28 protein-coding genes are annotated in these 24,773 nt (G+C 61.9%); 17 read left to right on the forward strand and 11 right to left on the reverse strand.

Annotated features, from left to right (window positions below; all coding sequences use genetic code 11):
- Positions 1–10: 10 nt before the first annotated feature.
- From AB8B02_RS15490 to AB8B02_RS15510, 5 genes are all read right to left on the reverse strand, one after another.
- Positions 11–1,177 carry a vWA domain-containing protein gene (locus AB8B02_RS15490; RefSeq protein WP_120292714.1) on the reverse strand — a complete coding sequence of 389 codons (1,167 nt, stop codon included), beginning with the start codon at positions 1,175–1,177 and terminating at the stop codon, positions 11–13.
- Between the two features lie 189 nt (positions 1,178–1,366).
- Entirely contained in the window at positions 1,367–2,275 is a 909-nt protein-coding gene (locus AB8B02_RS15495; RefSeq protein WP_439059059.1) for an AAA family ATPase, read from the reverse strand.
- A gap of 38 nt (positions 2,276–2,313) precedes the next feature.
- Complete coding sequence (locus tag AB8B02_RS15500; RefSeq protein ID WP_439059060.1) at positions 2,314–3,120, reverse strand: FAD binding domain-containing protein; 807 nt, start codon at positions 3,118–3,120, stop codon at positions 2,314–2,316.
- Positions 3,121–3,166: 46 nt separating this feature from the next.
- Positions 3,167–3,652 carry a (2Fe-2S)-binding protein gene (locus AB8B02_RS15505; protein ID WP_089264990.1) on the reverse strand — a complete coding sequence of 162 codons (486 nt, stop codon included), beginning with the start codon at positions 3,650–3,652 and terminating at the stop codon, positions 3,167–3,169.
- A 171-nt stretch (positions 3,653–3,823) separates the two neighbouring features.
- Complete coding sequence (locus AB8B02_RS15510) at positions 3,824–4,270, reverse strand: SRPBCC family protein (protein WP_089264991.1); 447 nt, start codon at positions 4,268–4,270, stop codon at positions 3,824–3,826.
- Positions 4,271–4,479: 209 nt separating this feature from the next.
- Between AB8B02_RS15510 and AB8B02_RS15515 the strand changes: the two genes are divergently transcribed.
- Genes AB8B02_RS15515 through AB8B02_RS15525 form a run of 3 tightly spaced genes read left to right on the forward strand, consistent with a single transcriptional unit; the run spans position 4,480 to position 7,034 of the window.
- Positions 4,480–5,829: a 3-carboxy-cis,cis-muconate cycloisomerase gene (locus AB8B02_RS15515; protein WP_231080066.1), complete on the forward strand. Its 1,350-nt coding sequence runs from the start codon at positions 4,480–4,482 to the stop codon at positions 5,827–5,829.
- A 22-nt stretch (positions 5,830–5,851) separates the two neighbouring features.
- Positions 5,852–6,631: a 3-oxoadipate enol-lactonase gene (gene pcaD / locus AB8B02_RS15520; protein ID WP_439064352.1), complete on the forward strand. Its 780-nt coding sequence runs from the start codon at positions 5,852–5,854 to the stop codon at positions 6,629–6,631.
- Positions 6,632–6,644: 13 nt separating this feature from the next.
- Positions 6,645–7,034 carry a carboxymuconolactone decarboxylase family protein gene (locus AB8B02_RS15525; protein WP_439064353.1) on the forward strand — a complete coding sequence of 130 codons (390 nt, stop codon included), beginning with the start codon at positions 6,645–6,647 and terminating at the stop codon, positions 7,032–7,034.
- 12 nt (positions 7,035–7,046) lie between these two features.
- Here the strand turns inward: AB8B02_RS15525 and AB8B02_RS15530 are convergent, their stop codons facing one another.
- On the reverse strand, positions 7,047–7,658 hold the full coding sequence (locus AB8B02_RS15530; protein ID WP_439064354.1) for a hypothetical protein: 612 nt from the start codon (positions 7,656–7,658) through the stop codon (positions 7,047–7,049).
- 237 nt (positions 7,659–7,895) lie between these two features.
- Entirely contained in the window at positions 7,896–8,048 is a 153-nt protein-coding gene (locus tag AB8B02_RS15535; protein WP_170849538.1) for a hypothetical protein, read from the reverse strand.
- 318 nt (positions 8,049–8,366) lie between these two features.
- Here AB8B02_RS15535 and AB8B02_RS15540 point away from each other — a divergent pair, with 318 nt between their 5' ends.
- The 6 genes from AB8B02_RS15540 to AB8B02_RS15565 all read left to right on the forward strand — a co-directional run bounded on the left by AB8B02_RS15540 (position 8,367) and on the right by AB8B02_RS15565 (position 14,761).
- Positions 8,367–9,284 carry an ABC transporter permease subunit gene (locus AB8B02_RS15540; protein WP_089264995.1) on the forward strand — a complete coding sequence of 306 codons (918 nt, stop codon included), beginning with the start codon at positions 8,367–8,369 and terminating at the stop codon, positions 9,282–9,284.
- Positions 9,285–9,294: 10 nt separating this feature from the next.
- On the forward strand, positions 9,295–10,617 hold the full coding sequence (livM, locus tag AB8B02_RS15545; protein ID WP_175365824.1) for a high-affinity branched-chain amino acid ABC transporter permease LivM: 1,323 nt from the start codon (positions 9,295–9,297) through the stop codon (positions 10,615–10,617).
- Positions 10,614–11,444, forward strand: coding sequence for an ABC transporter ATP-binding protein (locus tag AB8B02_RS15550; RefSeq protein ID WP_089264997.1), 831 nt, complete (start codon positions 10,614–10,616; stop codon positions 11,442–11,444). Before livM ends, AB8B02_RS15550 begins: the two co-directional genes overlap by 4 nt.
- Positions 11,445–11,455: 11 nt before the next feature.
- Positions 11,456–12,178, forward strand: a complete 723-nt coding sequence (locus AB8B02_RS15555) for an ABC transporter ATP-binding protein (protein WP_439064656.1) — start codon at positions 11,456–11,458, stop codon at positions 12,176–12,178.
- 147 nt (positions 12,179–12,325) lie between these two features.
- Entirely contained in the window at positions 12,326–13,435 is a 1,110-nt protein-coding gene (locus AB8B02_RS15560; protein WP_439064355.1) for a branched-chain amino acid ABC transporter substrate-binding protein, read from the forward strand.
- A gap of 210 nt (positions 13,436–13,645) precedes the next feature.
- Positions 13,646–14,761 (forward strand): branched-chain amino acid ABC transporter substrate-binding protein, encoded by a 1,116-nt coding sequence (locus AB8B02_RS15565; protein ID WP_439064356.1) that lies wholly within the window; start codon positions 13,646–13,648, stop codon positions 14,759–14,761.
- A gap of 154 nt (positions 14,762–14,915) precedes the next feature.
- On the opposite strand, the gene AB8B02_RS15570 is transcribed toward AB8B02_RS15565, so the two are convergent.
- Complete coding sequence (locus AB8B02_RS15570; RefSeq protein ID WP_068736006.1) at positions 14,916–15,590, reverse strand: TetR/AcrR family transcriptional regulator; 675 nt, start codon at positions 15,588–15,590, stop codon at positions 14,916–14,918.
- 221 nt (positions 15,591–15,811) lie between these two features.
- Here AB8B02_RS15570 and AB8B02_RS15575 point away from each other — a divergent pair, with 221 nt between their 5' ends.
- Together AB8B02_RS15575 and AB8B02_RS15580 are read left to right on the forward strand one after the other, a co-directional pair.
- Complete coding sequence (locus AB8B02_RS15575) at positions 15,812–16,390, forward strand: DUF2147 domain-containing protein (RefSeq protein WP_439064357.1); 579 nt, start codon at positions 15,812–15,814, stop codon at positions 16,388–16,390.
- A gap of 84 nt (positions 16,391–16,474) precedes the next feature.
- Positions 16,475–17,137 carry a DUF3313 domain-containing protein gene (locus tag AB8B02_RS15580; RefSeq protein WP_439064358.1) on the forward strand — a complete coding sequence of 221 codons (663 nt, stop codon included), beginning with the start codon at positions 16,475–16,477 and terminating at the stop codon, positions 17,135–17,137.
- Between the two features lie 204 nt (positions 17,138–17,341).
- Here AB8B02_RS15580 and AB8B02_RS15585 read toward each other — a convergent pair whose 3' ends face one another.
- Positions 17,342–18,007 carry an outer membrane protein gene (locus AB8B02_RS15585; protein ID WP_439064359.1) on the reverse strand — a complete coding sequence of 222 codons (666 nt, stop codon included), beginning with the start codon at positions 18,005–18,007 and terminating at the stop codon, positions 17,342–17,344.
- Between the two features lie 201 nt (positions 18,008–18,208).
- Here AB8B02_RS15585 and AB8B02_RS15590 point away from each other — a divergent pair, with 201 nt between their 5' ends.
- Positions 18,209–18,343, forward strand: a complete 135-nt coding sequence (locus tag AB8B02_RS15590; RefSeq protein ID WP_439064360.1) for a hypothetical protein — start codon at positions 18,209–18,211, stop codon at positions 18,341–18,343.
- Positions 18,344–18,403: 60 nt separating this feature from the next.
- On the opposite strand, the gene AB8B02_RS15595 is transcribed toward AB8B02_RS15590, so the two are convergent.
- Complete coding sequence (locus tag AB8B02_RS15595; RefSeq protein ID WP_176454598.1) at positions 18,404–19,138, reverse strand: cytochrome c biogenesis CcdA family protein; 735 nt, start codon at positions 19,136–19,138, stop codon at positions 18,404–18,406.
- A 138-nt stretch (positions 19,139–19,276) separates the two neighbouring features.
- Between AB8B02_RS15595 and AB8B02_RS15600 the strand changes: the two genes are divergently transcribed.
- Together AB8B02_RS15600 and AB8B02_RS15605 are read left to right on the forward strand one after the other, a co-directional pair.
- Positions 19,277–20,269 (forward strand): P1 family peptidase, encoded by a 993-nt coding sequence (locus AB8B02_RS15600; protein ID WP_439064361.1) that lies wholly within the window; start codon positions 19,277–19,279, stop codon positions 20,267–20,269.
- A 65-nt stretch (positions 20,270–20,334) separates the two neighbouring features.
- Entirely contained in the window at positions 20,335–20,586 is a 252-nt protein-coding gene (locus tag AB8B02_RS15605) for a KTSC domain-containing protein (RefSeq protein ID WP_184518332.1), read from the forward strand.
- Here AB8B02_RS15605 and AB8B02_RS15610 read toward each other — a convergent pair.
- Complete coding sequence (locus AB8B02_RS15610; RefSeq protein WP_439064362.1) at positions 20,551–21,300, reverse strand: EF-hand domain-containing protein; 750 nt, start codon at positions 21,298–21,300, stop codon at positions 20,551–20,553. The two genes, AB8B02_RS15605 and AB8B02_RS15610, sit on opposite strands and share 36 nt — an antisense overlap.
- Positions 21,301–21,589: 289 nt before the next feature.
- Between AB8B02_RS15610 and rpe the strand changes: the two genes are divergently transcribed.
- The 3 genes from rpe (at position 21,590) to AB8B02_RS15625 (ending at position 24,633) form a co-directional block, all read left to right on the forward strand.
- Positions 21,590–22,291 (forward strand): ribulose-phosphate 3-epimerase, encoded by a 702-nt coding sequence (gene rpe / locus AB8B02_RS15615; protein WP_175365829.1) that lies wholly within the window; start codon positions 21,590–21,592, stop codon positions 22,289–22,291.
- A gap of 574 nt (positions 22,292–22,865) precedes the next feature.
- Entirely contained in the window at positions 22,866–23,654 is a 789-nt protein-coding gene (locus AB8B02_RS15620; protein ID WP_439064363.1) for a DUF2259 domain-containing protein, read from the forward strand.
- Between the two features lie 229 nt (positions 23,655–23,883).
- The gene (locus tag AB8B02_RS15625; RefSeq protein WP_439064364.1) at positions 23,884–24,633 is read left to right on the forward strand and encodes a response regulator; all 750 of its coding nucleotides are present in this window, start codon (positions 23,884–23,886) and stop codon (positions 24,631–24,633) included.
- Positions 24,634–24,773 lie beyond the last annotated feature (140 nt).

Below are 24,773 nucleotides of genomic sequence, written 5' to 3' on the forward strand. Positions count from 1 at the left end.
GAAGCCTCTCTTAAGCTGCGGGCCGGATCAGGCTGCGGTGATGGACCGGGGGCGCCGATGACAGCGCCTTAATCAGTCCGTCGATCGAACTCAAATTATGCACCGGGCGGAATTCGTCAACGTGCGGGAGCATCATTTTGATGCCCTGCGCTTTCGGCTCGAAGCCGTCGAAGCGCAATAGCGGGTTGAGCCAGATCAGCCGCCGGCAGGAGCGATGCAGCCGGTCCATCTCGAAGGCCAGTTGGGAATCCGCCTCCCGCTCCAAACCGTCGGAAATTAGCAGCACGATGGCCCCTTGGCCGAGCACGCGGCGTCCCCAGAGCTTATTGAAGTTGTGCAGCGACGCGGAAATGCGCGTGCCGCCGGCCCAGTCTTCCACCGAGGCCGAGCATGAGGCGAGCGCCTCGTCGGGATCGCGCGAGCGCAGCGCCCGCGTCACATTGGTCAGCCTTGTGCCGAACAGGAAGACCGAGACGCGCTTGCGGGCGTCCGTAATGGCATGAAGGAAGTGCAGGAACAGCCGGGTATATTCACTCATCGAGCCGGAGATATCGAGCAATGCGACAATCGGCGCCGGCTTATCGATCAGGCCTAGCCTGCGGATATCGATGATGTCGCCGCCCGTGCGCAGGCTACCGCGCAGCGTGCGCCGCAGATCGAGCCGCGCGCCGTGCTTGTCCGGCTGGGTGCGGCGCGTGCGCAATTCAGCTTGCGGCAGCCGCATATTGGCGATGGCGCGCGTGACCTCGGCGATCTCCGCTGCGCTCATCTGCGCAAAATCCTTCTTCTGCAAAACCTCGCGGTCGGAGACCGACAGCCTGATTTCCTGCTCCTGCGGCGCCTCGCGCTCTTGGCCCTGCGCCGGCTGCGCCATGGCCTCCTGCACGCGGCGCGAGGCCGGCGGCGGCTTGCGCTTGGCATCGTCGGGCAGCGGCACCGAATCCAGCATCTGCTTCCATTCGTCGGCCGCACGGAAAAACAGATCGAAGGCCTGGGCAAACACCAACGCATGCTCGTGGCGTTTGACGAAGATCGCTTCCAGCGTGGTGAAAACGTCGGCGCGCTTGCCGATCTCGATCATCTGCAAGGCATTCAGCGCATCGATCACCGCACCCGGCCCAACCGGCAGGCCGGCGGCGCGGAGCGCACGCGCAAAGCCGATGACATTGTCTGCCATCTGGCCGGTCGGTGGGTTGAGATGGTCGATGGGCAAACCTAACTCCGTCGTTCCGGGGCGGGCGCGCCACTTGCGCGACCGAACCTCAGCCACTCCAATTGGAGTGGTGGGGAACCTCGATGTGTTCAACTACTTCGGGATTCCGGGTTCGCGTTCGGCTATCGCCGCCCGCGCCCGGAATGACGAGTGTTAATCGCTCGTCGCTTCCTTGATCACCTTCGCCAGCGCATCGCCCTGCATGCGCTGGATGTCGTCCTGATACTTCAACAGCGCGCCCAGCGTATCGCCCACCACCTGCGGCGTCAGCGAGCGGGCGTCGAGTTCGGTCAGCGCGGTCGCCCAGTCCAGTGTTTCGGCGACGCCGGGCGATTTGTAGAAATCCTGGTCGCGCAGCGCCTGCACGAACTTCACCACCTGCTGCGACAGCTTCGCTGAGATGCCCGGCACGCGCGACTTGACGATGGCGAGTTCGCGCTCGGCGTTGGGATAGTCCACCCAGTGATACAGACAGCGCCGCTTCAACGCATCGTGGATTTCGCGGGTGCGGTTCGACGTGACGATGACAATCGGTGGCGCCGGCGCCTTCACGGTACCCAGTTCGGGAATCGTCACCTGGAAGTCGCTGAGGATCTCAAGGAGATAGGCCTCAAATGCCTCGTCGGCGCGATCGAGTTCGTCGATCAGCAAGACAGGCGCACCATTCACATCTGGCTCGAGCGCCTGCAGGAGCGGGCGCTTGATCAGGTAACGCTCGGCGAAGATGTCGCTGGAGAGCTGATCGCGGTCGGTATCGCCAGCGGCTTCCGCCAACCGGATCGCGATCATCTGCGAGGCGCTGTTCCACTCATAGACCGCGGAGGAGACGTCGAGGCCTTCGTAGCACTGCAGCCGGATCAGCTTGCGGCCAAGCGCGGCCGACAGCACCTTGGCGATCTCGGTCTTGCCGACGCCGGCCTCGCCTTCGAGAAACAGCGGCCGCCCCATTTTCAGCGAGAGATAGGTGACTGTCGCCAACGATCGCTCGGCGAGATAGCCGCGCGATGTCAGCAATTCCAGCATGCCATCGACGGAGGTGGGGAGCGCCGATGGCTTAGTCATGAGAGAACCAATCCGGGAAAGTGCGGACCTGACAAATATCAGGCCCGGTTGTTGGCAGCTTCGACCGCACGCTTGGCCAGCACGCCGATCAGATGCGCCCGATATTCGGCGCTGCCATGGAGATCGCTGTTGAGGCCTTCGGCCGGCACCGTAAGCCCGTCCAGCGCCTTTGGCGAGAACCGCTTCTGCAATGCTGCCTCGAACTCCTCGACGCGGAACACACCATCCGAGCCCGCACCGGTGACGGTGACGCGCACGCCCGAGGGCAGACGCGCCACGAACACCCCGACCAGCGCGTAGCGCGAGGCCTGGTTGCGGAACTTGATATAGGCGGCCTTCTTCGGCACGGGGAAGGAGACCTTGGTAATGATCTCGTCGGCCTCCAGCGCGGTCGTGAACAAGCCCTGGAAGAACTCTTCCGGCTTCAGCTTGCGCTTGTTGGTGGTGATGGTGGCGCCAAGCGCCATCACAGCCGCTGGATAGTCGGCGGTGGGATCGTTGTTGGCGAGCGAACCGCCAATAGTGCCCTTGTGGCGCACAGCGGGATCGCCGATCAGGCCCGCGAGTTCGGCCAGTGCCGGAATGGCTTCGCCAACGATCGGCGATGACGCGACAGCGGCATGCTTGGCGAGCGCGCCGATCGCCAGCGAGCGGCCCTTCATCTCGATGCCGTCGACACCCTCGATATGCGAGAGATCGATGATATGCGGCGGCGCCGCCAAACGCTGCTTCATGACCGGCACCAGCGTATGACCGCCGGCGATCAGCTTGGCGTCCTCGTTCTTGATGAGGAGATTCGCGGCCTGCCGCACGGTCGACGGACGATGATATTTGAATTCGTACATGGGTGGGGATCCCTGATTCGCGGTGCGCGATTATCGTTGTGCGTCGTTATGCGAGATCGGATTTCGCCATCGCCTTGGCGCCGGCTGCGATCGACGCCACGATGTTCTGATAACCGGTGCAGCGACAGAGATTGCCTTCGAGTTCTTCGCGGATCAGGTGATCGCTGAGATCATGTCCCTTGCGATGCACGAGGTCCACCGCGGTCATGATCATGCCTGGAGTGCAGAAGCCGCACTGCAGGCCATGATGCTCGCGAAACGCTTCCTGCATCGGATGCAGCGGCGCGCCATCGGCTGCGAGACCTTCGATGGTCTTCACCTCGTGACCGTCGGCCATGACAGCGAGCGTGGTGCAGGACTTCACGGCCTTGCCGTCGAGATGCACAACGCAGGCACCGCATTGCGACGTGTCGCAACCCACATGGGTGCCGGTGAGCCGCAGATTCTCACGTAGAAACTGCACCAGCAATGTGCGCGGATCGATATTGCCGGTGACGGGATTGCCGTTCACGATCATCGAGATTTTGGCCATATGCACTCTCTTGGTCCGCGTCCCATTGCGTGGCGACGCGGTCATTAAAATCATTCCAAATGCATAATATGGCCCATCCCGGCAATGAGCAACCTCAAGTCGGGACGGTCTCTGGTGTGTTTTTCTGCGGTATCAAGCACACTTGATCGCCGCTATCAGACGCTCCGGGCCTTAGCCCTGAACAGCCTTGGCGAAGTTCGCGAAGAACTCGTCGGCGATCTTCTTGGCCGAACCGTTGATCAGGCGCTGACCGAGCTGGGCCAGCTTGCCACCGATCTGGGCTTCCACATTGTAGGTCAACAGCGTGCCACCATCCTTGTCGGTCAGGCCGACGACAGCGCCGCCCTTGGCAAAGCCGGCCACGCCGCCCTCGCCTTCACCGGTGATCTTGTAGCCGTTGGGCGGATCGAGATCACTCAGCGTGACCTTGCCCTTGAAACGCGCGGAGACCGGGCCGACCTTGATCTTGGCCGTGGCGCGGAAGCCGCCTTCCTCTGTGGTCTCGAGCTCTTCGCAGCCCGGGATACAGGCCTTCAGCACCGCGGGGTCGTTGAGCTTTCCCCATACCACTTCGCGGGGCGCGGCAAGCTGAACTTCACCGCTCATCGTCATGGCCATGGGTCTGTCTCCTGAATTTGTCGCCGTCCGGAATTGAGGCTGTCATCCCCAAGGGATTGCCCCCAATCCCAAGTAATGCACGGACGGCGCAAAGGAAAGACCGCCTGGCGAGATGGGGCGATGCCTATTCGCAGTGCAACAGGCGACGGCGACAAGAAGATTGCGGGGGATTGGCAGACTCTCGCCGGAATGGTTAGGGTCCCGCACAAATGAGCACATCCCTGTCCCCCCTGCTGGCACCCTTGTTGTCGAGCCGCGCGATGCGTGCGGTTTGCGATGATACCGCCCATTTGCAGCATATGCTGGACTTCGAAGCCGCACTGGCGCGGGCCGAGGCCGCAGTCGGGGTGATTCCCGCCAGCGCGGTGGCGGCCATCGAGGCCGCCTGCAAAGCCGACCAGTTCGATCTCGCTGCACTTGCCGATGCGGCCACGCGGTCCGGCAACCTCGCCATTCCGCTGGTCAAGACGCTCACTGCCAAAGTGGCGAAGGCCGATACCGAGGCTGCGCGCTACGTGCATTGGGGCGCCACCAGTCAGGACGTCATCGACAGCGCCACCATGCTCGGCCTACGCGCCGCCATTGACGCTCTGCTCGCGGATCTCGACCGCGCCATCGCCGGCTTTGCAGCCCTTGCGGTCAAGCACCGCAACACCGCTGTGGTCGCCCGCACCTGGCTGCAGCACGCGCTGCCGATGCCATTCGGGCTGAAGCTCGCCGAATATGCCTCAGCACTGCACCGCTCGCGCCTGCGGCTGAAACGATTGCGCGCCGAAGGCGTCGCACTGCAATTCGGCGGCGCTGCCGGCACGCTTGCTGCGCTCGGCGACAAGGGGCTCGTCGTTGCAGAGCAACTCGCCAAGGAATTGCAGCTGCCGCTACCCGATGCGCCGTGGCACACCCATCGCGACCGGATCGCCGAAGTGGCTTCCGTGTTGGCGATCCTGTCCGGCAGTTGCGGCAAGATCGCTCGCGACGTCTCGCTGATGATGCAGACCGATGTCGGCGAAGCGTTCGAACCCTCCGGTGAAGGCCGCGGCGGCTCCTCGACAATGCCGCATAAGCGCAATCCCGTGGCATCAGCCTCCGCGCTTGGCGCCGCGACCATGGCTCCGAATCTGGCTGCAACGATCTTTGCCGCGCAGATCCAGGATCACGAGCGCAGTGCCGGACCGTGGCACGCCGAATGGCCGACGCTGCCGACGCTGCTGCTGGTGACATCGGGCGCCCTTGCCGCCATCGTCGATATCGCCGAAGGGCTCGAGGTCGACGTTGAGCGGATGCGCCTCAATCTCGATGAAACCCACGGCCTCATCATGGCGGAAGCCGTGACCTTTGCGCTCGCCGAAAAGCTCGGCAAGAGCGACGCCCATCATCTGATCGAGGCCGCCACCAAGCGCGCCGTCGCCGAGAAGAAACATCTGCGCGATATTCTCACGGCCGATCCCAAGGTCAACGCGCAGCTCAGCGCTGCCGCGATCGCCAAACTGTTCGAGCCGATGGATTATCAGGGCGTCTCGCAAGCCCTGATCGACCGCCAGCTCGCCTCACTCCGTTAAGAAGAAACTCGGGAGACACACCATGCCCATGATCGATGCCGACGGCTGCCTGCTGAATGTCTTCGTGGAGGGCCGCGACAGCGGGCCGACGCTGATGATGTCGAACTCGCTTGGCTGCACCATGGCGATGTGGGAGCCGCAGATGCCGGCGCTGACAAAGCTGTTTCGCGTGATCCGCTACGATCGGCGCGGCCACGGCAAGTCCGGCATGAACGGCCCGACCTCGATGGAGCGCTATGGCAAGGACGTGCTGGCGATCCTCGACGACCTCAACATCGATAAGGTGCATTGGTGCGGGTTGTCGATGGGCGGCATGGTCGGCCAGTGGTTAGGCGCCAACGCGCCTGAGCGTTTCAACAAGATCATCCTGGCCAACACCAGCTGCTACTATCCGGATCCGACCAACTGGCACAACCGCATCAAGGCGGTGCGCGAGGGTGGGCTCAAAGCGGTGGCCGACGCCGTCATCGGCGGCTGGCTCACCGCCGACTTCCGCGAGCGCGAGCCCGAGACCACCGCGAAGATGCAGGCGATGCTGATCGCCTCACCGGTCGAAGGCTATCTTGCTGCCTGCGAGGCGCTGAGCACGCTCGATCAGCGCGCGCTGCTGCCCAAGATCAAAAGCCCAACGCTGGTGATCGCCGGCCGTCAGGACAACGCAACACCGGTTGCGGCTGGTGAACTGATCCGCAGCAACATCCCCGGCGCCAGCATGACGCTCCTGGATGCCGCACACATCTCGAACGTCGAACAGCCTTACGCCTTCACCGACGCCGTAGTCGGCTTCCTGACACAGCGCTGAACGGAGACCTAAGATGGACGAGCAACAGCGCGCCGCCGAAGGCACCGCAAAACGCCGCAAGGTTCTCGGCAATGCCTGGGTCGACAAATCGGCCGCCGGCAAGAACGCATTCAATGCGGATTTTCTCGACCTGATCAGCCGCTACGCCTGGGGCGAGATTTGGACGCGGCCGCATTTCGACGACCGCACGCGCCGCGTATTGGTGATCGGCACTATGCTCGCGCTCGGCCAGTGGGACGAATTCCGCATGCATGTGCGCGCCGCCCTCACCGAAGGCGGCTTCACACCGGACGACATCAAAGAAATCCTGTTGCAGCAGGCGATCTATTGCGGCGTCCCGGCGGCCAATCATGCTACCAAGGAAGCTGGCGCAATTATCAAAGAACTCGGACTGACCATTTAGGCGACCTTTTGTTTAGGCAACCTTCTGTAAAAGCTCCGCGTCGTTGGCTGCCTTGCCCGGCTGCCCGGGATCAAGCTCCTGCCCCGCCGCGCGGCGTAGCGGTGGCTCGATCGCCAGCAGCACTGCAGCGCCGAGCATCAACAGCAATTCTGTGATGTGCAGCCGCATCGCGGCGATCTCGCCGACCTTCGATGCCATGATCATGCTGGCGAACGAGATCACGCCACCGATACCAAGCGCCATCATCAACGCCTCGTCGCAGCCGCCCGTCTTGCGGATTTTCGGGCGTGTGATGAACACCAGGAATACCGTGAAGAAAGCCACCACCGTCAGCTTGCCGACGGCGAGCAGCCACGCATAGCGCACCGTGCCCATGCTGGAAAATTGCATGTAGTCGCTGAGAAACAGCGCCAGCGAAATATTGGGCCGCTCATAGAAGCCCTGGATCGGCGAGACCATGATGCGGAACGCGAAGATCGTCCAGGTCGGGATGAAATAGCAGGCGATCAGCGCGCCCGTGAACGTGCTGATCCGCCAAGTCTGAAACGTACCGGTCTGAAACGTGCCAGCCTGGAGAGTTCCACCCTGATGGGCTCCGGTCTGGTCTGCGCTGCTCTGATCCATCACGTCGTCCACCGCTCTGCCGGCGACTCGCAGGAGTCGCACGCCTGCGCCGACGTAACGCCCGTTCAATCAGACGGACAATGTAAACCAATTGGTAACCTTAATTCGAAAATTGCCGGGATAACGGCGGGGGAATACGATCAGGACTTGCCAAACGAAAAGCCCCGCCTTTCGGCGGGGCCTTCCACATGGGTCGCTGAGAACGACCCAAATCTCGATTGATGTCTGCCTGACGGCCTATCTCTGGCCCTGCCGGCCCGGGTCCTGCTCGTGGTCGGGCTTCATTCCACCGCCCTGCTGCTGACCGGGCTTCTGGCCCTGCTGCCCGGGGTTCTGGCTCTGCTGGCCTGGCTTCTGCTGACCGGGCTTTTGCTGGTTCTGATTGGACATTCTTCAATCTCCTGTGTTGAACCATTCAACGCCCGACAACGTGCAGCCCCGATCTTCGTTTCGGTTCCCGCGTGATGATTGCAAGGCCGTTGCGCGGCGCAACTGTGACACCGGAACAGCCGCAAATAAGGCGTGGATTTGTGTGCGCTGCGGCGCAAGCGAACGGACGCCAATCGCCGCGAAAAACAGCATGTACAGGCTACTTTAGCCGCACCAGCCCCTGTTGCCGCCTCCAATGGCCGCTGTTAGAAAACGATACAACGACGCAATGATCCGGCTGCCGGATCATGGTGGCGCCTCACTCGAATTCGGCAGCGCATGGATTATTTCGCCCAGCAACTGATCAACGGTCTCGTGCTCGGCTCCATCTATGGCCTGATCGCGATCGGCTACACGATGGTCTACGGCATCGTCGGCATGATCAATTTCGCCCATGGCGATATCTTCATGATCGGCGGATTCATCGCGCTGATCACTTTTCTCATCCTGGTGTCGATCGGCCTTACCGCGGTGCCGGTGATCCTGCTGCTGGTGCTCCTGGTCTCGATGGCCATCACCTCGCTCTATGGCTGGACCATCGAGCGCATCGCCTACCGTCCCCTGCGCCATTCCTTCCGCCTAGCGCCGATGCTGTCAGCGATCGGCATGTCTTTTGTGCTGACCAATTTCTCGCAGGTCGCACAGGGCGCCCGCGTCAAGCCGGTGCCACCGATCATCACCGGCGGCTACACACTGCATGAAGGCGCCGACGGTTTCGCCGTACGCTTGTCCAACATCCAGATCATCGTCGTCATCACCACCATCGTGCTGCTGGCGCTGTTCACCTGGCTGGTCGCGCGCACGCGCCTCGGCCGCGACATGCGCGCCTGCGAGCAGGACCAGACCATGGCCTCGCTGCTCGGCGTCGATGTGGACCGCACCATCTCCATGACCTTCGTGATCGGCGCAGCCTTGGCTGCGGTCGCGGGCATGATGTACCTGCTCTATTACGGCCTCGTGGATTTCTTCATGGGCTTCGTCGCCGGCATCAAGGCCTTCACGGCCGCCGTGCTCGGCGGCATCGGCTCGCTACCTGGCGCCATGCTCGGCGGCTTGCTGATCGGCCTGATCGAGACATTGTGGGCCGCCTACTTCTCCACCGAATACAAAGATGTCGCCGCCTTTTCGATTCTGATCGTGGTGCTGATCTTCCTGCCGACCGGCCTGCTCGGCCGTCCCGAAGTCGAAAAAGTCTGACGGGATCCAAGTGGCAGCAAACGCATCACAAGCTAAGACTGCCCGCGGGCCGGACGCCGCATTCATCCTGAAGAAGGCCGTGATCTCCGCACTGGTCGCGCTGGTGCTGTTCTCGCTGATGATCGGCATCCGCACCGAGGCCGGCTCCGACGGGCAACTGACCTGGTGGACGCGCTTCGGCGATCTCGCCGCCATGGTCGCCGTGGTGTTCGGCGGCAGTATCGTCATGGAGTTGCTGCGCCACTGGTGGGGACCGGTGGACACCGTGCGCGTCGTGCCGCCATCGGCGCAGAAAGTATTTTCCTTCGCCGGCCGTGCGCTGGTGCCGGCGCTGTTGATCTTCACCTTTCTCGTCCCGGTGATCTTCTACGACGAGCGTTACATCCTCGATCTCGGCATTCTCGTGCTGACCTACGTGATGCTTGGCTGGGGTCTGAATGTGGTGGTCGGCCTCGCCGGTCTTCTCGATCTCGGCTATGTCGCCTTCTATGCCGTCGGCGCCTATTCCTACGCGCTGCTGGCCACCAATTTCGGCCTGTCGTTCTGGATCTGCCTGCCACTCGCCGGTATCCTCGCGGCGTTCTTCGGTGTGCTGCTCGGCTTTCCAGTCCTGCGGCTGCGCGGCGACTACCTCGCCATCGTTACACTGGCCTTTGGCGAGATCATCCGCCTCGTCATCATCAACTGGCAGACTCTCACCGGTGGTCCCAACGGCATCTCCGGCATTCCGCGTCCAACCATGTTCGGCATTCCGCTGACGCCGGGCGATGGCGGCCTCGCTGACCGCCTTGGCATCGAGTTCTCGCCGACCCACCGCATCGTCTTCCTGTTCTATCTGATCCTCGCGCTCGCACTGCTCACCAACTGGGTCACCATCCGCCTGCGCCGCCTACCCATTGGCCGGGCCTGGGAGGCGCTGCGCGAAGACGAAGTCGCCTGCCGCGCGCTCGGCATCAATACGACGACGACGAAGCTCACCGCCTTCGCCACCGGCGCCATGTTCGGCGGCTTCGCCGGCGCGTTCTTTGCGACCCGTCAGGGTTTCATCAGCCCGGAATCCTTCACTTTCCACGAATCCGCACTGGTGCTGGCCATCGTCGTGCTCGGCGGCATGGGCTCACAACTCGGCGTGGCCCTCGCAGCGCTCGCGATGATCGGCGGCTTCGAACTGTTCAGAGGCCTTGAGCAATTCCGCATGCTGGTGTTCGGCGGCGCCATGGTGCTGCTAATGATCTGGCGCCCGCGCGGCCTGATCGGCCACCGCGCGCCAACCGTCTTTCTCGAACGCAACACGGTGATCTCGTCCGACCTCGTCAAAGAGGGGCACGGATGAACATCAACGACATCCTCAGCGTCGAGAATCTGACGATGCGGTTCGGCGGCATCGTGGCCGTCAACGATCTCTCCTTCACCGCCGAGCGTGGCAAGATCACAGCGCTGATCGGCCCCAACGGTGCCGGCAAGACCACAGTCTTCAATTGCATCACCGGCTTCTACAAGCCGACATCCGGCACCATCAAGCTGCGCCACAGCGATGGTGAATGGCGGCTGGAGCGGCTGAACGACTTCCGCATCTCGAAGATCGCCAAGGTCGCGCGCACCTTCCAGAATATCCGGCTGTTTCCCGGCATGACCGCGCTGGAAAACCTGATGGTGGCGCAGCACAACACGCTGATGCGCGCTTCGGGCTTCACTCTTCTCGGCCTGTTCGGCGTGCCCAGCTATCGCGCCGCCGAGAAGGCTGCGATCGACCTCGCGCGCTACTGGCTCGATCAGATCGGCCTGCTGGAGCGCGCCGACGATGCCGCCGGCAACCTGCCTTATGGCGACCAGCGCCGCCTCGAAATCGCGCGTGCGATGTGTACCGAACCCGCACTGCTCTGCCTCGATGAACCCGCCGCCGGCCTCAATGCCCGCGAGAGCGCGGCACTCAATGAGCTATTGCTCAAGATCCGCGCCGAACATGGCACATCGATCCTGCTCATCGAGCATGACATGTCCGTCGTGATGCAAATCTCCGACCATATCAACGTGCTCGATTACGGTGTGAAGATCGCCGACGGAACGCCGCAGCAGATCCGCGACAATCCCAAAGTCATCGCCGCCTATCTCGGCGCGGATGAAGAGGAAGCCATTGCGGTGATGGAGGGCGAGACGTGAGCGCTGCCCCCATGCTCGCCATCGCCGGCCTGCACGCATCCTATGGCAAGATCGAAGCGCTGAAAGGTGTCGATCTCGATATCAAGCACGGCGAGATCGTTGCACTGATCGGCGCCAACGGCGCCGGCAAGTCGACGCTGATGATGACCATCTTCGGCAAGCCGCGGGCGCGCTCGGGCGTGATCACCTATGACGGGACGGACATTACCGACCTACCGACCCACGAGATCGCGCGGATGCGCATCGCGCAGTCGCCGGAAGGCCGCCGGATTTTCCCGCGTATGAGCGTGGCGGAAAATCTGCAGATGGGCGCCGACGTCAATGAGAGCAGTCCTGCCGAGCGCGCCGTCAGCCTCGACAAGGTGTTGACGCTGTTTCCGCGCCTCAAGGAGCGCATGACCCAGCGCGGCGGCACGCTGTCCGGCGGCGAGCAGCAGATGCTGGCCATCGGCCGCGCACTGATGAGCCGCCCGCGCCTGCTGCTGCTCGACGAGCCGTCGCTGGGTCTGGCACCGCTGATCGCCAAGCAGATTTTCGATGCGATCCGCGTGCTCAACAAGCAGGACGGCCTGACCGTGCTGATCGTCGAACAGAACGCCAATCACGCGCTGCGTCTGGCCCATCGCGGCTACGTCATGGTCAACGGGTTGATCACCCTGTCAGGCACCGGCGCCGAATTGCTGAAGGCCCCGGAAATCCGCTCCGCCTATCTCGAAGGCGGCCGGCACGGCTGACGGATCGATATGCTTCATCGCATGACGATCGAACATGCACAGCGATGCAAACAATCGACACTATTTTGAAGGTAGAATGATGCGCCAATCGCGATTCCGTCACGGCGTCGCGTTTGTCTGCATTCGAACGGAACACGGGGACTTCCTATGAAATTCATCAAACTCATCGGCCTGACGGCGGGTGCTTCGATTGCGCTGGCGTCCGTTGCACTGGCACAGGATATTCCTGTCGCCGTCGCATCATCGATGACCGGCAGCGAATCGGCGTTCGGCCGGCAGTTCAAGAATGGCGCCGAACTCGCCGTCGCCGATATCAACGCCGCCGGCGGTCTGTTGAACAAGAAGCTGGCGCTACAGGTCGGCGATGACGCGTGCGATCCCAAGCAGGCGCGCTCGATTGCCGAGAAATTTGCCAGCGCGCGCATTCCGTTCGTCGCCGGTCACTATTGTTCGTCGTCGTCGATCCCGGCATCGGAGGCCTATGCCGACGGCAATGTGCTGCAGATCTCGCCGGGCTCGACCAATCCGCTGTTCACCGAACGCAAGCTCGCCAATGTGCTACGCGTCTGCGGCCGCGACGACCAGCAGGGTTTTGTCGCCGGCGAGTACGTTGCCAAGAACTACAAGGGCAAGAATATCGCGATCCTGAACGACAAGACGACCTATGGAAAAGGCCTCGCCGACGAGACCAGGAAGGCGCTGAACAAGGCCGGCGTTACCGAGAAGATGTTCGAGAGCTACAACAAGGGCGACAAGGATTTTAATGCTATCGTCTCGCGCCTGAAGCGCGACAATATCGATCTGGTTTACGTGGGCGGCTATCACCAGGAAGCCGGCCTCATCGTGCGCCAGATGCGCGATCAGGGCCTCAAGACGGTGCTGATGGCGGGCGACGCCATCAACGACAAGGAGTTCGCCTCGATCACCGGCCCGGCTGCGGAAGGCACGCTGTTCACCTTCGGCCCCGACCCGCGCAACAAGCCGACCGCCAAGGCGATCGTCGACCGCTTCAAGGCCAAGAACATCGATCCCGAGGGCTACACGCTCTACACCTATGCGGCGTTCCAGGTCTGGTCGCAGGCCGTCGCCAAGGCCGGCACCACAGACACCAAGAAGGTGATGGACACGATCAAGGCCGGCGAATGGGACACCGTACTCGGCAAGCTGGCGTTCGACGCCAAGGGCGACATCAAGGCGATCGACTATGTCGTCTACAAGTGGGACGCCAAGGGCGACTACGCCGAACTGAAGCAATAAGCCTGCAGGCCGCACCTCTCTGCGCACAGCCAGAGGTGCGGCTCGGCTCGCGAAAGCGCTTGCGACGACCTGCCGCAGTCGGAGTCACAGGCAGGCTGTCTGCGGCCGAAAATTGCCGATGACTCGGCATCAAAATAAGTTGAGAATGATCCTATCGTTCGGGCGGCCGATTGCGTTTGTGGCCGAAAACTCTTTGCGAGGATCATCCCCATGAAACCATTGAATGTAATCGGCCTGGCCTTTGCCGCGTCGCTGCTCTCAACCGCAGCTTTTGCGCAGGACATCAACGTCGCGGTCGCCGGCCCGATGACGGGCGGCGAATCGGCCTTCGGCCGCCAGATGAAGAACGGCGCCGACCAGGCTGTGGCCGATCTCAACGCCGCTGGCGGCGTGCTCGGCAAGAAGCTGGCGCTACAGGTTGGTGACGATGCCTGCGATCCCAAACAGGCGCGCTCGATCGCCGAAAAGTTCGCGAGCTCCAAGGTGCCGTTCGTCGCCGGCCACTTCTGCTCGTCATCGTCGATCCCGGCCTCCGAAGCCTATGCCGATGGCAATGTGCTGCAGATCACGCCGGCTTCGACCAACCCGCTGTTCACCGAACGCAAGCTCGCCAATGTGCTGCGCGTCTGCGGCCGTGACGACCAGCAGGGCCTCGTTGCCGCCGATTACATTGCCAAGAACTTCAAGGGCAAGAACGTCGCGATCCTCAACGACAAGACCACTTACGGGAAGGGTCTCGCCGACGAGACCAAGAAGGCACTCAACAAGGCCGGCTTCACCGAAAAGATGTTCGAGAGCTACAACAAGGGCGACAAGGATTTTAACTCGATCGTCTCACGTCTGAAGCGCGACAATATCGATCTGGTTTATGTCGGCGGCTATCATCAGGAAGCCGGTCTGATCTTGCGCCAGATGCGCGACCAGGGCCTCAAGACCGTGCTGATGGCTGGCGACGCCATGAACGACAAGGAATTCGCCTCCATCACCGGCCCCGCGGCAGAAGGCACGCTGTTCACCTTCGGCCCCGACCCGCGCAACAAGCCGACCGCGAAGGCGATCGTCGAGAAGTTCAAGGCCAAGAACATCGATCCCGAAGGCTACACGCTCTACACCTATGCAGCGTTCCAGGTCTGGTCGCAGGCCGTTGCCAAGGCCGGCTCCACCGACACCAAGAAGGTGATGGATGTGATCAAGGCCGGCGAATGGGACACCGTGCTCGGCAAGATGGCGTTTGACGCCAAGGGCGACATCAAGGCGATCGACTACGTCGTCTATAAGTGGGACGCCAAGGGCAACTACACCCAGATCGACGCGAAGGGAACCTGAGGCGCTTTTCTAACCTCTCCCCGCCTGGCGAAGTGAAGCTTCGCCAGGCGGGGCGAGGTAAAGAAAGCCTCACTCAAAATTCTGCAACACTGGAAACGTTTCCAGCAGCCAGATGCCTGCATTGGACACCATGCTGGCCGGAGTCCGGACTGATCTAGCTGTGCCGCGCAGGACGATCGCGACATCCATCCAGAAACAGCCTGACGGCGGCGGTGACACGCTCGCGCAACTCCTTCTCCGATTTGACGATCTTGCCGCTGAGGACCATGGCTCGCACAGGCCCATCGGCCACCGCGTAGACGAACTGCTCGGCGATGAAGCTGGCATCCCCTGATCGTATCTGTCCGTCGCGCATGGCGTTGGTGAAAATGCCGGCGATCTGCTCTCGCACGTGAAGGCCAGTCCCGTGATAGGCAGACGCCAACTCCGGGAATTGATGTGCTTCGGCCATCACCAGCCGTTCCAGCGCGATGGCCGCCGGCGCGAGTGCACGCTTTGAAAGCTCCAGTCCGAGTTTGACCAAGGTCGCTTCGATCGGACCGTCGCGATTGGAGTCGGTGACCGCCGGCTTGAGAAGATCATTCGTTCCCTTCCGGATCACCGCCGCATACAGCGCCTCCTTGGAGGCAAAGCGGGCATAGAAGGTCTGCTTCGAGATCCGCGCTGTCGCCGCGATCAGATCGACGCTGATCGCCTCGAAACTCGACTCCAGGAAGAGCCCTCTCGCCACCTCGACGATGTGGTCGGTAATGCGCCCGGCCTGTTCCTTCGTCGGCCGCCCGCTGCTTCGTGGCGCGGCTTTGCTCGGCTTGGCCTTGGCAACAGTCATCTTGGCTTTCTCTCCGGGCATTCTCTGCACGCTTCCCGACTGCTTTTACCACCCGGCCCGCGCAATCGATCATTCGATTTCACCGCATATAGGCTTGCGACGGCGCACGGTAGAGTATAAATAGTACGATACCGTTTGATTAATCTTGTAGAGGTAACGAAAGAGCGGCAGCCCTCGCGGGAATACGGGCTCCAGCGCTTTTCGTGATCCGAGGACCAGATATGAGACAGATGACATTGGTTTCCCGAATAGTCGTGCGTACCGCTCTCGCCATATGCCAGATGGCTCTCGTCAGCCCCGTCGCGGCAGCACCAGCCGATCCGAGCGGCACATGGCTCACAGAAGATGGCCGCGCGCGCATACGCATTGAACGCTGCGGATCGAAGCTGGAGCAGATTTGCGGCTATATCGTCTGGGCCAAAGAGCCCAACGACGCGAATGGGCAACCACTCAAAGACCTGAACAATCCGGACAAGACGAAGCAATCCCGACCCGTTCTCGGTCACCAATTGATCATGGGCCTGAAGCTCAACCCGGCGGGGCGCTTTGAAGGCCAGATCTACAATGCAGAGAACGGCAAATCCTACGAGATCTCGCTGTGGCGTGAGGCGATCGACCTGAAGGTCAAGGGCTGCATGATGTCGATTTTCTGCGCCACGCAGACCTGGACTCAAACCACGAATGCCGTGCCCGGACAGTTGGTGGGCATGACAGGCGATCCGAACGGCCCCAAGGCCGATAGAGAGTGGATGCAGACAGCCCAGGCGAAGCCGCCAACCACGACACGACCCAGCAAATAGCGGCTGCGGAGCTTCCGATACCACGTCGCATCGGCGCGGCCGCCTTCATCACATTCACCCAAAATATCTAAACTGGAGCTTGAGATGTACACACTCTCGCGGGTGGACCGTCTGGCGGTCCTCGCGTTCTGCGCTGCCTTGGCGGGATGCGCGAGCATAGCGCCGATGCCCTATTCGGATGTCGCTTCGTCATCCCAACTGGCACCGAATCCGTCCGATACGTCCGGTCGTATTCCGTATCGCTACTCCACCACTGTGGACTGGCGCTCCTATAACAAAGTTATTATCGAACCGATCGTGATCTACCGGGGTCCGGACCAGCAATTCGGTGACATGACCGAAGAAGACAAGGCGTCGCTCGCGCGCACCATGCAGGCGCGGTTCGCGGAGAAGCTGGGCAACCGCTTCGCGCTCGCAAATCAGCGGGGCCCAAATACACTACGTGTGAGGCTGACCCTGACTGGCGCTGTCAAGACCACGCCGGTGCTCGGCACCCTGTCGCGGATCGACGTCGGAGGCCTCGTCTACAACGGCGTACAGGCGGCCCGCGATGGCGAGGGATCGATGACGGGCTCTGTCATCTATGCCGTCGAGATCTTCGATGCCGCCACTTCCCGCCTGCTTAGCGCGTTCGTCACCAAGCAATATCCGAAGCCGACCAACATCAAGGCAACCGTCGGACCATTGACCGCGGCAGAAACCGGGATCGACCAGGGCGCGGATGCGCTGATCGCACAAATGAGATGATGCCACATCGTATCGACTTCGTCGCTATCGCGTGATCAGAACAACGTTGAACGAGCGTACGATCTCATCTGTTACCAACAAACCGTCGGGTCCCGATAACGACGACATGCCGATGACCAAGAGCCCGCCTCGCAGCCAGGCTCTTGGTCAGATCACGGCTCGATGCAGATTGACAGCGATCAGCCATGGATCAGCTTGAACAGATCAGAAATGATAGTTCACACCGACGGTGATCGTTTGGAATTTCTGGGTGCGATCCGGCAAGTCATCCTTTTTGAGGTCCCTGTAGAGATCGGTGTAAAGATATTCGACCTTGGCCGACCAGTTCTGCCGAAAAGCCCATTCAACGCCGCCGCCCGCGGTCCAGCCAATGCGCATCTTGTCGATCCCGGAGTCCTTCACCTCTCCGAAAGCCATGCCGCCGGTGCCGTAGACGAGCAGATGTGAATCCATGAACGTGACGCCCGCACGACCGCGGCCCGTCCCGTAGAATGGCAAACTCACTTCGTTGATGCCATTGCGGCTCGTCTTGAGACCCGAAGCCATGAAGTCGTTTTCGATGCCGACCACGAACCGCGACGAGACCTGATAATTGTAGCCGACCTGAAGGCCGCCAACGATGCCATCGGCCTTGCTGCCGTTCGTTCCCAGATAGCTGTTGAAAGCGTCAGTACCGCTGAAACCGCCGCCTACGCTGGCACCGGCATAGAAGCCGGTCCACGAAAAGGCTGGTGGCAGCGCCGGCGCATAAACCGGATCGGCCTTGCGATACGGCAGATCCGCCGCATGCACGGCGCCCGCAGCAATGGTAACCGCCAAGACCAAAGCAGAAGTCGTCTTCCAGTTGTTTATCGAATTTTCGAGGGTCATGGACCCGGTCTCCCCACATTGCTGATCACCCAAGCTCGAAAATGACCGCCGGCCATTAATCAAACTACATCGTACTATTAATCTCTGCCGTCTGAGACTGCAAGCCGAAATGCAAGGCATCGGATGATCGAAGCTCAATTCGGTCGGAGGTCGCGTCGTCAGCCCTGCCTGGCGCCGAAGCCGTCCGATGCATCGTGATGGATGACATTCCGCAGCGGACGAGACGTCGCTTCCCGATCACCGCGCACCCACGCGCGACGGAAGGCTGACGCCGACGGCACGGCCACGCCGAAGCTCGGCACGCTGTCGGCATTCGATATCGGGGATCTGGTCTAGAACGGTGCGCAGGACGCCGTGATGGCGAGGGACCGATGACAGGCTCGGCGATTGATGTGCCTAGCCGAAATTCTGCAGCGCGGGAAACGTCTCAAGCAGCCAGATGCTGGCATTCGACACGGCGCCGGTGAGAAACGCGATACCGGTGATCACCATCAACACGCCCATGGCGCGCTCGACATGGACGAGATGCTTCTTCATGCGCGCGAACATGCTGGAGAATTGCTCGACCATGAAAGCCGCGATCAGGAACGGGATGCCGAGGCCGAGGGAATAAACCGCGAGCAATCCCGCGCCCTTGGTCACCGTTGCTTCTGCCGCCGCCACCGACAGGATCGCCGCAAGAATAGGTCCGATGCACGGTGTCCAGCCAAACGCGAAAGCCAGACCCATCACATAGGCGCCCCACAGGCCGACCGGCCTGGGCATGCTCAGACGTCCCTCGCGCATCAGCAGCCCGATGCGCGTGAGCCCGAGAAAATGCAGGCCCATCAGGATGATCAGGATGCCGGCAACGATTGATAGCTCCGCCGCATAGGAGCGGACCACGCTGCCGACCAGGCTGGCGCTGGCGCCGAGCGCCACGAACACCGTGGAGAAGCCCAGCACAAACATGCCAGCCGAGATCATCACCGCGCGCCTGGAGGCCGCTTCCTGCTCGTCATTGGCGACGTGCTCGATGGTCGCGCCCGTGAGATAGATGAGATAGGGCGGCACCAGCGGCAGCACGCAGGGCGACAGGAATGAGACAATGCCGGCAATCAATGCGGCAGGGATCGTGACATCGGAGATCATGCGGCTAGATGCACCGCTGACATGACGGGATGCAAGCGAGATGGATCAAATGCCCGCCACTTCCGGCTGTTGTGATCACGCGTGATCGGTTGACCGGGCAGCCTTGCTGCGGTCTGGTCGGGCCAAGAGGGAACCGCCATGAAGAACCTGCTCACCGATATCGCCGGCGTTCGCGTCGGCCACGCGGACGACGCCCAACTGGCCTCCGGCGTCACCGCCATCCTGTTCGACCAACCGGCCGTGGCCTCCGTGGACATCCGCGGCGGCGGACCGGGCACGCGCGAAAGCGCCCTGCTCGATCCTGTGAACACCGTGGATGCCATCCACGGCCTCGCGCTGGCCGGCGGCTCGGCCTTCGGGCTCGAAGCCGGCGGCGGCGTGCAGGCCTGGCTCGCCGAACAAGGCCGCGGCTACCAGATCGGCAATGCCGTCATCCCCATCGTGCCGGGCGCGATCTTGTTCGACCTGCTCAATGGCGGCGACAAGAACTGGGGCCGCTTCCCGCCCTATCGCGATCTCGGCTATGCCGCCGCAGCGGCGGCCAGCGATGGCTTCAAGCTCGGCAGCGTCGGCGCAGGGCTCGGCGCCACGACAGTCAACTACAAGGGCGGCCTCGGCTCGGCCTCCGCCGTCACGCCATCGGGCGTGCGCGTCGCCGCACTCGCGGCAGTCAATGCGGTCGGCAGCGTCACGATCGGCGATGGTCCACACTTCTGGGCGGCGCCATTCGAAGTCGGCAACGAGTTCGGCGGACACGGCATGCCGAACAAGTTGAAACCCGAGGTGCTGGCGATGCGTATCAAGGGCGGACCGGCGGCAACCGCGATCGAGAACACGACGCTTGCCGTCGTTATTACCGATGCGATCCTGACCAAGGCGCAGGCCCGGCGTCTCGCCATGATGGCGCAGACCGGATTTGCGCGCGCAATCTATCCGGTGCATGCGCCGCTCGATGGCGACATCGTGTTTGCGGCCGCGACGGGCGAGAAGCCGATCGATCCACTGGTCGGACTCACTGAACTCGGCATGATCGCGGGTAATGTGATCGCCCGCTCCATCGCGCGCGGCGTGTATGAAGCGACAGCACTGCCGTTTCCGGGCGCGCTTCCAGCGTTTCGCGACCGGAACTAGGTCATCGTTCCGCAACCAATCGCTCCGGTAATCGTTTCTACTCAGGAGACATTCGGAGGATTGCGATGCCGTCGACTGCGATTCGACATGTCACTTATGATCCGGTGAGCCGCGAACTACGCATCACCTTCACGAGCGGCCGCCGGTATGCTTATGCGCAGGTGCCGCCGGAAGTTCACGCGGCCTTCAGCAGCGCGGCGTCACGCGGCGCGTTCTTCAATCACCGTATTCGTGATCGCTTCGCCTATCGCGAACTGCCGCGTTCGGGATCAGAGCGCAGATCAGGCGCTGATCGCCAGCGTCGACTTCGCGTTTGAGATCTGCTGCGCCTGACGCGCGATCATCTTTTCGATCGCGTTATAGGACGAGCTTGCGGTTGATGACGTGGACGACGCCGGGACGGCTGTGGTCGAACTCACCGTCGATCCGTCCGCATATGCGATAGACGTCGTGGTGCTGCCATCAGCATTCACCGTGGTCGTTGTGGTCGAACCAGCAGTGTCAGAGCCACTACCAGATCCACCGCCCATACCGCCGCCGCCAGCGTGATGTGCCTTGCCGCCATTCAGCGCCGGGCTCAGTTCATCGATATTGACCGAGCCGTCACCGTTCTTGTCGAGTTCGGCGAATACCTTGTCGGCATTGGCGGTGTTGGTGCCGCCGGCGCCAAGTTTCTTCTCGAACTCCGCCTTGCTGATGCCGCCACTGCCGTCGCTGTCGAGCATCCCCATCAGTCTTTTCAGCGAGTCGGCTCGTTTCGCCGAAGAGGCCGCCGTCGCGGGCTGGCTCTGGGCATCGAGCAGCGTGCTCATGGTGCCCGGGGCCAGCTTGTAGGAACTGTTTGTGGTGCTGGTGGCGGAGGTTGCCGTCGACGACGTGGCGCTCGCCGCCGTCGACGTGCTGGCGACATCGAACGGGCTGGCGGTCTTCTGGGTGACACCGGTCGTGGTGGCCGCGGCCTTCGACTTCGACCTGGTGAGTGCCTGCAGCGCATCGATCGCGGTGGTGGCAGCAGCAAGGGCTGGCAGCATCGTCAAATTCCTGATCATGCCGCAGCGTGCGGCGTGAATTCCCTGGGGAATACGGAGCAAGCCCCATGCCAGCGAAAAAAGTTCGATAAAACAACGGGCTTGGTCGCGCGGGCCGCGCGCGTTTCCCGGCAAATCGTGCCCTTGCGGCAGAATGTGCCGGGACTATCCTGCTGCAGCGCGTCGATGGCGCGGCCGTGGCTGGCGCGTTGCCCGTCCCCCGGCCCCATGTTACGCGAGGCGGTCCATTCGCCGCCGCCCAAAAATGTTCAGGAAACCCCAGGAAAACCCGATGTCCCAGAGCTTCACGCCCCGCCCGCTGGTGATCGCCCCGTCCATCCTGGCGGCTGATTTCGCGAGGCTTGGCGAAGAGGTCCGCGCCGTGGATACCGCCGGCGCCGACTGGATGCATCTCGACGTGATGGACGGCCATTTCGTGCCGAACATTTCCTACGGCCCCGACGTCATCAAGGCGATGCGCCCGCACACGACAAAGATCTTCGACGCGCATCTGATGATCGCACCATGCGATCCCTATCTCGAAGCCTTCGCCAAGGCCGGCTGCGATCACATCACCGTCCATGCCGAGGCGGGCCCGCATCTGCATCGCACGCTGCAGGCGATCCGCAATCTCGGCAAGAAGGCCGGCGTCTCGCTCAATCCCGGCACGCCGCTCTCGGCCATCGAATATGTGATCGATCTCGTCGACCTCGTGCTGGTGATGTCGGTCAATCCCGGCTTCGGCGGTCAGGCCTTCATTCCGTCCGCGCTCGGCAAGATCTCGGACCTGCGCGCGATGACCGCGGGCCGTCCGATCGACATCGAAGTTGACGGTGGCGTGTCCGCTGCAGTCGCCGGGCAACTCGCCGCAGCAGGGGCCAATGCCTTCGTCGCCGGCTCGGCCGTGTTCAAGGGCGGCACGGTGGAAAGCTACAAGGCCAATATCGACGGCATCCGCGCGGCGGCCGCGAATGCGCGCGGGGAGATGGTGTAGTCGCTTCTCCCGATTCACATATCAAACAGCCACGCTCTCGCATTCTCGCGGCGCTTGCGCGTCCGAGGTGTGAGCAGTCCCCCTCAAACGATGAGGGGTGGCAGCGCGCCGTGAGGCGCAAGGGGTGGTTTCTGTCGCGATCCGCTCCACCGGAACGCCGGCAAGCTGCAACCGCGCAACGCCTCACGGCGCGCCACACCGCAGACAAGTTTACGCAGTCTGCGACTGCTATGGGCGATTTCTGTCCCCGGGACCGTTCTTCCGGGCAAAGGCGCAGAGCTCCGCACTCCGCTGATCCCGACGGTTTCCCGCCGTTCACCAATGCCACGTCCAGCCAGCATGAGTGGCAGACCCCCGTAGTGGAGCCGGACGGTGACCCAAGGCCTCCCGAGTGCGTGAGGGAACGTCTCCCTCCCGCCCGCAGGCGCCGCATCCCTGTTCCACCTCAAGACGCCTCTAGAAGCGCCCCTCGCGAACCGGACAATTCGGATAATAATCCCTCAAGGAATATTGTCAACACCTGCGAAGACCAATAGGCGCATGAACTTTGCTCCGCGTCGCGCGACCAACCGGGATGACACAGCATTCAATCGCCGGCTTTCGCCGCCTCCTGCTCGTTCCCCTGCTGTCGCTCGCCTTGCTCGGCACAGCGCAGGCCGGCGACGCTGCCGCGCGCAAAGTGATCGGCTTCTCGCCGGACGGCGCGCATTTCGCCTTCGAGCAGTATACGCAGCTCTATGATGCGACCGAGATCGTCGCCGAGATCCAGGTGATCGACACGCGCACCGACGACTTTGCGAAGGGTACGCCCTTCTCCCTTCGCACCAAAGACGATGACGAGCGCGAGGTGGACGCCGTGCGCGCCGAGCTGATGGCCAGGGCCAAGCCGCTGCTGGGCAAGCTTGGTATCACCGAGCCCGGCACGCGCTTCGCCGGCCAACCATCGATGGATCTGGACGAAATCGGCATCTATCAGATGGACCCGAAGCCGCTCGCCACCACGCAGGTCATCACTTTGCCCGACGGCCGCAAGTTGCTTCTGACGATCTCCGATCAAGCACTCGGCAAGGCATCATGCTACGGCGCCGGCGGCCGCGGCACCTTTGGCAGCGTCATCGTCACCGGCATGACACTACAACTGAGCATCGACGGCGCCGCACCGGTCACCCTGCAGCAGGACAAGCAATTGCCGAAGCGACGCCGCTGCGTCACCGCCTACGGGATCGCCGAGGCCTATCATCACCAGGCCAAGGACGGCACGCAGACGCTGGCGGTGCTGGTGGAGACCGTGGACGCTGATGGCTTTCACGCTGGACCGAACAGAAGGTTCACGGCAGTCACGGCGCGGCTGGCGAAGCTGTAATTATAGCAAACACAGATCGCGGATTGGCCCCAGGCGTAGTCCGTGGGAGGCTGCAAAACCTTGGCGGATTGCGCTGCGCTAATTCGCCCATGAGCCTATTATTCTCAGAGCTATCCGATGGCGGATTCACGAGTGGATAGCCGTTGCGCAAGGAGCCTTGATATCGTTCGTAACGCCACCTAAAATTGAGCTGCCCCGACATGCAGGGCCTTTTTGTTTGTGGGGCGCCATGATCGATAGCTTTGTCAAAGTAGTTGATGTCTTGTCAAAGCTCGCGGGAGCGCTTGCTTGGCCGATGGTTTTCATTGTTTGCGTTTGGTGGTTCAAAGATGCCCTGCGCGAATTCATTGCCAATATGTCAGAGGGCTCGTTCAAATTATTCGGCTTTGAAGGAGTGGCTAAGCGAAAAGCTATCGAGGCTACGGCTACTGCCGAAGTTGAAAAGCGACGCCTCGACCCTCCGACCACAAGCATAAACTTAGCGCTTGACTCAATCGGCAAATCACACGAGCTCGGTCAGTGGTTGGCTCATATTTCTTTAGGCGATGTTGCCGGCAAGCGGATTCTTTGGGTGGACGACAGGCCGGAAAACAACATCCACGAAACCGACGCCTTTCGAGCGCTTGGCATTGAAATCGACTTTGCTTTGAACACCGAAGACGCGATACGATTGTTGAAGAGCAAGAACTTCGACGCCGTCATATCGGACATGGCAAGGCAAGAGGATACGCGTGCCGGTTATTCTCTGTTGTCAACCGTACGGGAGCTGAGGCCGACGATGCCATTCATCCTGTATAGTAGCTCAAATACTTCGGAAGAACGGCGGGCAATCATTTCTCAGGGAGCGTACGGTTCAACAACAGCTCCATCGGAGCTTGTCCGGATGGCAATCTCAGCGATGCGCGAAAATCCGCAGCGCTCTTGGAGCCGACATGCCCAAGCGATCCGCAATTTGAAAGCGCACCGAAACAGATCGTAGCGCAAGGACGCCAATCGGTGCCCTACGGTAAATCTGGAATCTCGATATGGCAAAATCTTCTGGATTTCGGGTTCGCACATCAGGCGGCATCACGGGATGACAGCGGAGGTCCCGTTGCAGCGGAATAACGACAACTCTGG

This window comes from Tardiphaga sp. 862_B3_N4_1 (assembly GCF_051811085.1).
Classification (GTDB): domain Bacteria; phylum Pseudomonadota; class Alphaproteobacteria; order Rhizobiales; family Xanthobacteraceae; genus Tardiphaga; species Tardiphaga robiniae.

Excerpts from the sequence above, each read along its gene's own strand:
- AB8B02_RS15620 (WP_439064363.1), top strand. The coding sequence starts at position 22,866 with ATGACACAGCATTCAATCGCCGGCTTTCGCCGCCTCCTGCTCGTTCCC.
- AB8B02_RS15505 (WP_089264990.1), bottom strand. The coding sequence starts at position 3,652 with ATGGCCAAAATCTCGATGATCGTGAACGGCAATCCCGTCACCGGCAAT.
- AB8B02_RS15585 (WP_439064359.1), bottom strand. The coding sequence starts at position 18,007 with ATGACCCTCGAAAATTCGATAAACAACTGGAAGACGACTTCTGCTTTG.
- AB8B02_RS15605 (WP_184518332.1), top strand. The coding sequence starts at position 20,335 with ATGCCGTCGACTGCGATTCGACATGTCACTTATGATCCGGTGAGCCGC.
- AB8B02_RS15540 (WP_089264995.1), top strand. The coding sequence starts at position 8,367 with ATGGATTATTTCGCCCAGCAACTGATCAACGGTCTCGTGCTCGGCTCC.
- AB8B02_RS15600 (WP_439064361.1), top strand. The coding sequence starts at position 19,277 with ATGAAGAACCTGCTCACCGATATCGCCGGCGTTCGCGTCGGCCACGCG.
- AB8B02_RS15580 (WP_439064358.1), top strand. The coding sequence starts at position 16,475 with ATGTACACACTCTCGCGGGTGGACCGTCTGGCGGTCCTCGCGTTCTGC.
- AB8B02_RS15595 (WP_176454598.1), bottom strand. The coding sequence starts at position 19,138 with ATGATCTCCGATGTCACGATCCCTGCCGCATTGATTGCCGGCATTGTC.
- AB8B02_RS15495 (WP_439059059.1), bottom strand. The coding sequence starts at position 2,275 with ATGACTAAGCCATCGGCGCTCCCCACCTCCGTCGATGGCATGCTGGAA.
- AB8B02_RS15550 (WP_089264997.1), top strand. The coding sequence starts at position 10,614 with ATGAACATCAACGACATCCTCAGCGTCGAGAATCTGACGATGCGGTTC.
- AB8B02_RS15525 (WP_439064353.1), top strand. The coding sequence starts at position 6,645 with ATGGACGAGCAACAGCGCGCCGCCGAAGGCACCGCAAAACGCCGCAAG.
- AB8B02_RS15535 (WP_170849538.1), bottom strand. The coding sequence starts at position 8,048 with ATGTCCAATCAGAACCAGCAAAAGCCCGGTCAGCAGAAGCCAGGCCAG.
- AB8B02_RS15610 (WP_439064362.1), bottom strand. The coding sequence starts at position 21,300 with ATGCTGCCAGCCCTTGCTGCTGCCACCACCGCGATCGATGCGCTGCAG.
- AB8B02_RS15515 (WP_231080066.1), top strand. The coding sequence starts at position 4,480 with ATGAGCACATCCCTGTCCCCCCTGCTGGCACCCTTGTTGTCGAGCCGC.
- AB8B02_RS15565 (WP_439064356.1), top strand. The coding sequence starts at position 13,646 with ATGAAACCATTGAATGTAATCGGCCTGGCCTTTGCCGCGTCGCTGCTC.
- AB8B02_RS15490 (WP_120292714.1), bottom strand. The coding sequence starts at position 1,177 with ATGGCAGACAATGTCATCGGCTTTGCGCGTGCGCTCCGCGCCGCCGGC.
- AB8B02_RS15590 (WP_439064360.1), top strand. The coding sequence starts at position 18,209 with ATGACATTCCGCAGCGGACGAGACGTCGCTTCCCGATCACCGCGCACC.
- rpe (WP_175365829.1), top strand. The coding sequence starts at position 21,590 with ATGTCCCAGAGCTTCACGCCCCGCCCGCTGGTGATCGCCCCGTCCATC.
- AB8B02_RS15500 (WP_439059060.1), bottom strand. The coding sequence starts at position 3,120 with ATGTACGAATTCAAATATCATCGTCCGTCGACCGTGCGGCAGGCCGCG.
- pcaD (WP_439064352.1), top strand. The coding sequence starts at position 5,852 with ATGCCCATGATCGATGCCGACGGCTGCCTGCTGAATGTCTTCGTGGAG.
- AB8B02_RS15560 (WP_439064355.1), top strand. The coding sequence starts at position 12,326 with ATGAAATTCATCAAACTCATCGGCCTGACGGCGGGTGCTTCGATTGCG.
- AB8B02_RS15625 (WP_439064364.1), top strand. The coding sequence starts at position 23,884 with ATGATCGATAGCTTTGTCAAAGTAGTTGATGTCTTGTCAAAGCTCGCG.
- AB8B02_RS15570 (WP_068736006.1), bottom strand. The coding sequence starts at position 15,590 with ATGACTGTTGCCAAGGCCAAGCCGAGCAAAGCCGCGCCACGAAGCAGC.
- AB8B02_RS15510 (WP_089264991.1), bottom strand. The coding sequence starts at position 4,270 with ATGGCCATGACGATGAGCGGTGAAGTTCAGCTTGCCGCGCCCCGCGAA.
- AB8B02_RS15575 (WP_439064357.1), top strand. The coding sequence starts at position 15,812 with ATGAGACAGATGACATTGGTTTCCCGAATAGTCGTGCGTACCGCTCTC.
- AB8B02_RS15555 (WP_439064656.1), top strand. The coding sequence starts at position 11,456 with ATGCTCGCCATCGCCGGCCTGCACGCATCCTATGGCAAGATCGAAGCG.
- AB8B02_RS15530 (WP_439064354.1), bottom strand. The coding sequence starts at position 7,658 with ATGGATCAGAGCAGCGCAGACCAGACCGGAGCCCATCAGGGTGGAACT.